This window comes from Mesorhizobium sp. M1396 (assembly GCF_040317725.1).
GTDB lineage: Bacteria > Pseudomonadota > Alphaproteobacteria > Rhizobiales > Rhizobiaceae > Mesorhizobium.
The window spans coordinates 82,524-90,129 of record NZ_JAMYLA010000028.1; the positions used below are offsets into that span (position 1 = coordinate 82,524).

At 61.1% G+C, this 7,606-nt stretch carries 9 protein-coding genes; 7 read left to right on the forward strand and 2 right to left on the reverse strand.

The annotated features are described in order from the left end of the window. The first annotated feature begins 143 nt into the window (after nt 1-143). The 6 genes from lptC to ptsN all read left to right on the forward strand — a co-directional run bounded on the left by lptC (nt 144) and on the right by ptsN (nt 5,369). Entirely contained in the window at nt 144-857 is a 714-nt protein-coding gene (lptC, locus tag NKH02_RS19385; RefSeq protein WP_352880770.1) for an LPS export ABC transporter periplasmic protein LptC, read from the forward strand. After that, nucleotides 844-1,428 carry an LptA/OstA family protein gene (locus tag NKH02_RS19390; RefSeq protein ID WP_352880772.1) on the forward strand — a complete coding sequence of 195 codons (585 nt, stop codon included), beginning with the start codon at nt 844-846 and terminating at the stop codon, nt 1,426-1,428. Before lptC ends, NKH02_RS19390 begins: the two co-directional genes overlap by 14 nt. Beyond that, complete coding sequence (lptB, locus tag NKH02_RS19395) at nt 1,428-2,246, forward strand: LPS export ABC transporter ATP-binding protein (protein WP_352869908.1); 819 nt, start codon at nt 1,428-1,430, stop codon at nt 2,244-2,246. Before NKH02_RS19390 ends, lptB begins: the two co-directional genes overlap by 1 nt. A 200-nt stretch (nt 2,247-2,446) precedes the next feature. After that, nucleotides 2,447-3,973 (forward strand): RNA polymerase factor sigma-54, encoded by a 1,527-nt coding sequence (gene rpoN, locus NKH02_RS19400; protein ID WP_352880774.1) that lies wholly within the window; start codon nt 2,447-2,449, stop codon nt 3,971-3,973. 265 nt (nt 3,974-4,238) lie between these two features. Next, nucleotides 4,239-4,823 (forward strand): ribosome hibernation-promoting factor, HPF/YfiA family, encoded by a 585-nt coding sequence (gene hpf, locus NKH02_RS19405; protein WP_352869904.1) that lies wholly within the window; start codon nt 4,239-4,241, stop codon nt 4,821-4,823. A gap of 81 nt (nt 4,824-4,904) precedes the next feature. Continuing rightward, on the forward strand, nt 4,905-5,369 hold the full coding sequence (gene ptsN / locus NKH02_RS19410; RefSeq protein WP_013529589.1) for a PTS IIA-like nitrogen regulatory protein PtsN: 465 nt from the start codon (nt 4,905-4,907) through the stop codon (nt 5,367-5,369). Nucleotides 5,370-5,493: 124 nt separating this feature from the next. On the opposite strand, the gene NKH02_RS19415 is transcribed toward ptsN, so the two are convergent. Continuing rightward, on the reverse strand, nt 5,494-5,748 hold the full coding sequence (locus NKH02_RS19415) for a BQ00720 family protein (RefSeq protein WP_352869902.1): 255 nt from the start codon (nt 5,746-5,748) through the stop codon (nt 5,494-5,496). Nucleotides 5,749-5,813: 65 nt separating this feature from the next. After that, the gene (locus NKH02_RS19420; RefSeq protein ID WP_352869900.1) at nt 5,814-6,239 is read right to left on the reverse strand and encodes an Hsp20 family protein; all 426 of its coding nucleotides are present in this window, start codon (nt 6,237-6,239) and stop codon (nt 5,814-5,816) included. A 315-nt stretch (nt 6,240-6,554) separates the two neighbouring features. Here NKH02_RS19420 and NKH02_RS19425 point away from each other — a divergent pair, with 315 nt between their 5' ends. After that, nucleotides 6,555-7,496, forward strand: coding sequence for a nucleoside hydrolase (locus tag NKH02_RS19425; RefSeq protein WP_352880775.1), 942 nt, complete (start codon nt 6,555-6,557; stop codon nt 7,494-7,496). Nucleotides 7,497-7,606: the final 110 nt, after the last annotated feature.

The window sequence follows — 7,606 nt, forward strand, 5'->3', positions numbered from 1 at the left end:
TTGTGCGGATCTCGTTTTCATCTGTACAAGAGCGGCTGTCACATTTTTGCGGTTTTCGTGGGCTTGTGCTTGCTTGAAGGCGCCGGCGTCCCACCTATAGGCGGTGCTCCGGGGTGGGCAGGGGGTTTAGAAGAAAGCAATGAATGTTAGCGCGACCGACTGAACCCACCAACGCCGAGATGGAGTTGGTTCCCCCGGCGGATGGCCGGACGCGTGGCGACGCTTTCGACCGCGCGCAACGCCATTCGCGCCGCGTGCGCGTTCTCAAATTTGCCGTGCCGGTGGCCGCGGCACTGATCGCCATCGCTTTCCCGGTCTATTCCTATCTCGCCGCACCCGTCTCCGTCTCGGTCCAAGCGGAAGGCACGGCCTTTTCCAACGGCAAGCTGGTGATGGCCAATCCCAAGCTCAACGGGTTCACCAAGCAAAAGCAGCCCTATTCGATGACGGCCCTGCGGGCCATCCAGGATGTCGGCACGCAAGGCATCATCGAACTGGAAGGCATCGACGCCAAGGTGCCGGTCGCGCCCGACAATGTGGCGGCGATCAAGGCCTCGCGTGGCACCTATGATCGCGACGGCAATACGATGAACCTGACCAGCGACGTGACGATCACCACAACCGACGGCATGCAGGCCAAGTTCAAATCGGTCTTCCTCGACATGGGCAAAGGCACTATGAAGACGGGAGATCCCGTCGATGTCAGCCGGGGCGGATCGCGGATCACAGCGGATACGATGTCGGTCCAGGACAATGGCAGGATTCTGGTCTTCGAGAATAAAGTGCGCGTCAACATCGATTCCGCCGCCTTGAAGACGGCAGAGGGAAACAGCGGAGAAACCAATGCGGCTCAGTAGTTCGACGCGGCTCGCGGCTGCAACTTTAGCGTTGCTGCTGCTCGGGCTGGTGCCGTCATTGGCGCAGACCACCAGCCAATCAGGCCTCAAATTGTCCGGCGACAAGCCGATCCAGATCGAAAGCGACAAGCTGGAAGTCCGTCAGGCCGACAGCCTCGCCATCTTCACCGGCAATGTCAGCGTCGTCCAGGGGCCGACATTGATGAAGGCCGGCAAGATGATGGTCTACTACGTCAAGGATCCCAACGCCGACGCCAAGGGCACGGAAGCGGCTGGCGCGGCGGCGATGACCGGTTCGGCCAACATCGACCACCTGGAGATTTCCGACAAGGTCTACATCAAATCGGATGCGCAGGTCGCGACCGGCGATCAAGGCAGCTTCGATATGAAGAGCCAGGTTCTGGTGCTTTCGGGCAAAAAGGTCGTTCTGTCGCAAAACGACAACGTCCTGGTTGGCTGCAAGCTGACCGTGCAGATGAAAAGTGGGCTGGCCCAGGTTGATCCATGCGCTGGGCAACGCGTCCAGATGTCGATCACCCCGCCGCCGAAATCGGGAGCGACGAACCCCTGATGGCCAGCCTGTCGTCGCTGACGGCGCGTCTTCCGGGACGGGCCGCCGGCAAGCTTTCGGCGCCGGCCACGGTGACCGTCGATGCGGGAAAGTTCAAGGGAACCCTGATCGCCAAGGGTCTGACCAAGAGCTACAAGGGCCGCAAGGTCGTCAGCGGCGTCACCATCGGCGTGCGTGCCGGCGAGGCTGTCGGGTTGCTTGGCCCCAATGGCGCCGGCAAGACGACCTGTTTCTACATGGTCACGGGCCTGGTGCCTGTGGATGAAGGCACGATCGAGATCGATGGCTTCGACGTGACCTCGATGCCGATGTACCGCCGTGCGCGCCTCGGCATCGGCTATCTGCCGCAAGAGGCCTCGATCTTCCGCGGCCTCAATGTCGAGCAGAACATCCGCGCCGTGCTGGAAGTGGTCGAAAAAGACCGCAAAGTGCGCGAGCGCAATCTCGACGAGTTGCTCGAGGAATTCCACATCAGCCATCTGCGCAAGTCGCCGTCCATGTCGCTCTCCGGCGGCGAGCGGCGGCGTCTGGAAATCGCGCGTGCGCTGGCGACCCGTCCGGCCTACATGCTGCTCGACGAGCCTTTTGCCGGCATCGATCCGATCGCCGTCGCCGATATCCAGCAATTGGTACGCCACCTGACGGCGCGCGGCATCGGCGTGCTTATCACCGATCACAATGTGCGTGAAACGCTTGGCCTGATCGACCGCGCCTATATCATTCATGCCGGCCAGGTGCTGACCCATGGCCGGGCCGACGAAGTGGTGGCAAACGCCGATGTGCGGCGGCTTTACCTCGGCGAGGGTTTTACGCTCTGAGCGTGAAATTTGTTTCCTGACACGATTTTTTGCGCTCGCGGAGCTCTTTTTCCTCGATTTTGCTCCGCGATAACGCTCCGGTAAGTGGGTTTTGCTAGCAATTGCCTTGACAAGCAAAAGCCGGGCCAGTTTCTATGACCGGCTGCAAAAATTGTTCTCCGGAAGTCCGGATGCGTAGACGAGGCGTTTGAAACCAAACCATGGCGTTGGCGGCCAAACTACAGCTACGACAATCGCAGTCGCTGGTGATGACGCCGCAGCTGATGCAGTCGATTCGGCTGCTGCAGTTCACCCATCTCGAGCTCGAGCATTTCATCGACGAGGAGATCGAGCGCAACCCGCTGCTGGAGCGCGCCGAGCCGCAGGACGATGCCGTCAGCGACCAAGCGCAGAAGATCGAGGCGGAGCCGCAAGCCACCGCTGAAGGCGACTGGTTCGAAAACGAGACGCAGTGGAGCGCCGAGGCGATCTCGGACAAGCTCGACACATCGCTGGAAAACCTGTTTCCCGACGACCCGGGCACCAGCGAGCGGCTCGGACCCGACCTGACGGCGCAATGGAAATCGGCTTCCGGCAATGGTGCCGGTTCCTCATCCGAGGGTTTTGACGCGGGCGACATGGCGGCCGCGGCGATCACGCTGCGCGACCATGTCAGCGAACAGGTCGCGCTTGCCTTCGCCGATCCGGCCACCAGGCTGATCGCCGCCGACCTTGCCGACGGCCTCGACGAGACCGGCTATTTGCGCGCCGACATCGCCGAGATCGCCGCCCGTCTCGGCACCGATATTGCCGTGGTACGAAAGGTGCTGGCGGTGTGCCAGGCCTTCGAGCCGGCCGGCTTGTTTGCCCGTGACCTTGCCGAGTGCCTGTCGCTGCAGCTTGCCATGCGGGACCGGCTCGATCCCGCGATGAAGGCGCTGATCGCCAATCTCGAACTCCTGGCGCGGCGTGATTTCCACGCGCTGAAACGAATCTGCGGCGTCGACGAGGAGGATCTGCTTGACATGCTGGCCGAGATCCGGGCGCTCGATCCTCGGCCTGGTATGGCGTTTTCGGGTGGCGCCAGCGACGCGATCGTTGCCGATGTCGAGGTGCGTGCGGCCAATGACGGCAGCTGGACGGTCGAACTCAATGCTGAAACGCTGCCGCGCGTGCTGGTCGACCATATCTATTTCGCCCAGGTCTCGCCGCAGACGAAGAACCAGGCGGAAAAGGATTTCCTGACCGAATGCCTGCAAAACGCCAACTGGTTGACGCGCAGCCTCGACCAGCGGGCAAAGACGATCCTCAAGGTTGCCTCGGAAATCGTTCGCCAGCAGGATGCTTTCCTCGTCCATGGCGTGCGCCAGCTGAAGCCGCTCAACCTGCGCACGGTGGCCGATGCCATCGGCATGCACGAATCGACGGTCAGCCGGGTGACCGCCAACAAATACATGCTGACGCCGCGCGGCGTGTTCGAACTGCGTTATTTCTTCACCGCCTCGATCGCGGCGTCGGGCGGCGGCGATGCGCATTCCTCGGAAGCCGTGCGCGATCGCATCAAGCAATTGATCGATGAGGAAAAACCCGCCGACGTGCTTTCCGACGATGCGATCGTCGACATGTTGCGGGAGAGTGGCGTCGACATTGCCAGGCGCACGGTCGCCAAGTACCGGGAAGGCATGAATATTCCCTCTTCGGTGCAGCGCCGGCGCGAGAAACGGGCAATGGCCAGCGCCGGGCGCTGACGCGGTTCGATTTTCCACAGGCCAGCACTTCATTGACAAGCCGCGGTGAAGTGGCTAGAAGCCCGCCCGCATGAGACGGGCTAGATGCCTGCATGCGGATGGTCCGTCACGACGTTGGCCTCGGGACGGTCAAAAGGCGGCTTGTGATCAACCGGAAAGTTCGGATTTAAAATCGGCGCAAGTGACGCCGCAAAGCTTGTGCGCACGGATCACGAGTATAAACTCGGGCCAGTTTGAAGCCTGAGCAAGGAAGGTCAGTTTTCAGATGAATCTGCGCATATCGGGAAAACACATGGATATCGGCGATGCGTTTCGCACACGCATCAATGACCGTGTCGGCGAGGCGATCGGCAAATATTTCGATCGCGGCTTTGCCGGGCACGTCACGGTCATCAAATCGGGCTCGCGCTATTCGGCGGATTGCATGATCCGGCTGGATTCCGGCGCTTCGCTGCAGGCTACCGGCGATGCCCAGGATCCGACATTGGCCTTCGAGGCCGCGGCGGATCGTCTGGAGACCCGCCTCAGGCGCTACAAGCGGCGACTGAAGTCGCACAGTTCGGGTGCCGCGAATGGCGAGCTGACCGACATTGCCTACACGGTGATGGCGCCGCTTGCGGACGACGACGAGGATATTCCGGAGAATTTCGCACCGGCCATCGTCGCCGAATCGACCATGACGCTGAAGACCATGTCGGTGGCGTCGGCGGTCATCGAGCTCGACAACAAGGACAGCCCGGTCTTCGTCTTTCGCAATGCCGGAAACGACCATCTCAACATCGTCTATCGCCGGCCCGACGGAAACATCGGCTGGATCGACCCGTTCACGACCAAGGTCGCACAAGCGTGACGACCACCGTCGCACTGGGATAAGAACCGGCCGCACGAGGGGTGGGGACCGGTGACGGCAGGCGAACAAGGGATTTCAAGCATGGATCTGAGCGATCTTATCAACGTTCCGGCAATATTGCCGGCGTTGAAGGCGAACTCGAAGAAGCAGCTGCTGCAACTGCTGTCCGAACGGGCAGCGGCGATTTCCGGCATTCCGGAACGGGAGGTGTTCGACACCATCCTGCAGCGTGAGCGGCTGGGCTCGACCGGCGTCGGCAACGGCATCGCCATTCCGCACGGCAAGCTGGCCGGCGTGAAGCGCATCGCCGGGGTTTTCGCCCGGCTGGAGACGCCGGTCGATTTCGAATCCCTGGACGATCAGCCGGTCGATCTGGTGTTTCTGCTGCTGGCGCCGGAAGGGGCTGGCGCCGACCACCTCAAGGCCCTGTCGCGCATCGCGCGCGTGTTGCGCGATGCCGACACGGTGGCCAAGATCAGGGGCACGCGCGACGCCGCGGCAATTCACGCGCTTTTGTCGGACACCCAGGCCTCGCACGCAGCCTGAATTTTCAGGACGAGACCGTCGCAAGGGCCGCCACGGGCGGCCCTGGTCGTTTCAAAAGGGTATTATTCTTAGAGCGACGCAATTCCGGGCGGAAAACCGTTTCACACTTTTCTCGGAATTGCTCTTAGTGAATGGCGACCGTGATCAGGTCGTTCTCCATGGCGCCGGCCAGTGCGCGGTCACGCGCGTCCGAAAGCAGGATCGGCTGCCCGTTGGCGGCAAACAGCGCCCACAGTTCCATGCCGGGCGCGATTTCGCCGAGGTTGGGGAAACGGCCGAGCAATTCGTCGCTCGAGACCTTTCTGAGGTAAGCGACCGAGCCCTCGCCGAGATGAGCGAATTCGCCATTGGTCATGGTGATTGTTTCAGTTCTGGTCATTTCAAAGCCTCCTTGGCGCGAGGACGCCGCTCAAGGCCATCCCGCATGAGAGCCATCGGTAAAGATCAGTCTTTCACCGATATGTTTATTTTCCGTACCAGCCGTTCGGACTCCGGCCGATCGAGATCGATCGACAAAAGGCCGTTCTTCAGTTCCGCCGCGATCACCCGCATGCCGTCGGCCAGCACGAAACAGCGCTGGAACTGGCGCGCGGCGATGCCGCGATGAAGAAATTCGCGCTCGGTGTCGTCGGTCTGACGACCGCGCACGACCAGCTGGTTTTCCTCCGTGGTGACATCGAGATCGCTTTCGGCGAAACCGGCGACCGCCAATGTGATGCGCAACCTTTCGGTGTTGCCGTCGGCGCCGCTGAGGCGTTCGATGTTGTAGGGAGGGTAGCTGTCACCGGATTTCGCCAAGCGTTCCAGGGTCTTTTCCATGGCGTCGAAACCAAGGAGAAGCGGGCTGGAAAAGGGCGTCATTCGGCTCATGTTACACTGTCCTCTCAAGAGCGACATAAAGTGGAAAAACCCAGATGGCATTTTTCCCGATGGTCTTGATATGGTCCGCCCCGCGACCAAGTTCAAGCCGTCAATAGACCCGCCCAAAAAGACCAGATCGTGGACTCACAGGAATGATCGGCATGGCGCTTGAAACGGCGAGCAGATGCAACGAGAAGCGCGCAGGCCGGGATCGTCTTCCCAGGTCGAGCGGTTCAACATGGCAGCTCGCGGCCGCTTCGGCGTCATTTGGATGTTTCGGTCAGATTCGTTCAAGTCCATGGCCTCGCCAAACAAGGAATTGAAATGCCCCATTCACGCAAGATCATCATCGACACGGATCCCGGCCAGGATGATGCCGTCGCCATTTTGCTGGCGCTCGGCAGCTCCGAGTTGGAGATCGTCGGCATCACCACCGTTGCCGGCAACGTGCCGCTGAACCTAACCGAAAAGAATGCCCGCAAGATCTGCGAGCTGGCTGGCCGCCCGGACATCAAGGTCTATGCCGGCGCTATCCGGCCCCTGATGCGCGAACTGGTCACCGCCGAGGAGGTGCATGGCAAGACCGGCCTCAACGGGCCGCAATTGCCCGAACCGACGATGAAGCTGCAGGATCAGTATGCGGTCGATTTCATCGTCGAGACGCTGATGACGAAAGAAAGCGGCACCATCACGCTTTGCCCGCTCGGGCCGCTCACCAACATTGCGCTGGCGCTGATCCGCGAACCGCGCATCGCACCGCGCATCAAGGAAATCGTGCTGATGGGGGGCGGCTTCTTCGAAGGCGGCAACGTCACGCCGACCGCCGAATTCAACATCTATGTCGATCCGCATGCCGCCGATGTCGTGCTCAAATCCGGCATTCCGATCGTGATGATGCCACTCGACGTCACCCACAAGGCGCTGACCACCGCCAAGCGCACGCAGACTTTCCGCGCGCTCGGCACCAAGGTCGGCACCGCAACCGCGGAGATGCTGGAATTCTTCGAGCGTTTCGACGAGGAGAAATACGGCACCGACGGCGGGCCGCTGCACGACCCTTGCGTCATCGCTTATCTGCTGAAGCCTGAACTCTTCAAGGGTCGCAACTGCAACGTCATCGTGGAAACCGCCTCGGAACTGACCATGGGCATGACCGTGATCGACTGGTGGGGCGTTACCAAGCGGCCGAAGAACGCCATGGTGATGCGCGACATCGACCATGATGGGTTTTTCGCTCTGCTGGTGGAGAGGTTGGGGCGGCTTTAGGGCCCTCTTTGCCTTCTCCCCTTGTGGGCTAGCGTGCGCACACATTTGCTTCGGGTTGATTTTGCGAGGCGAGAACGAAGCCGTCTGTGATGGCGTTGAAGCGTCTGAGG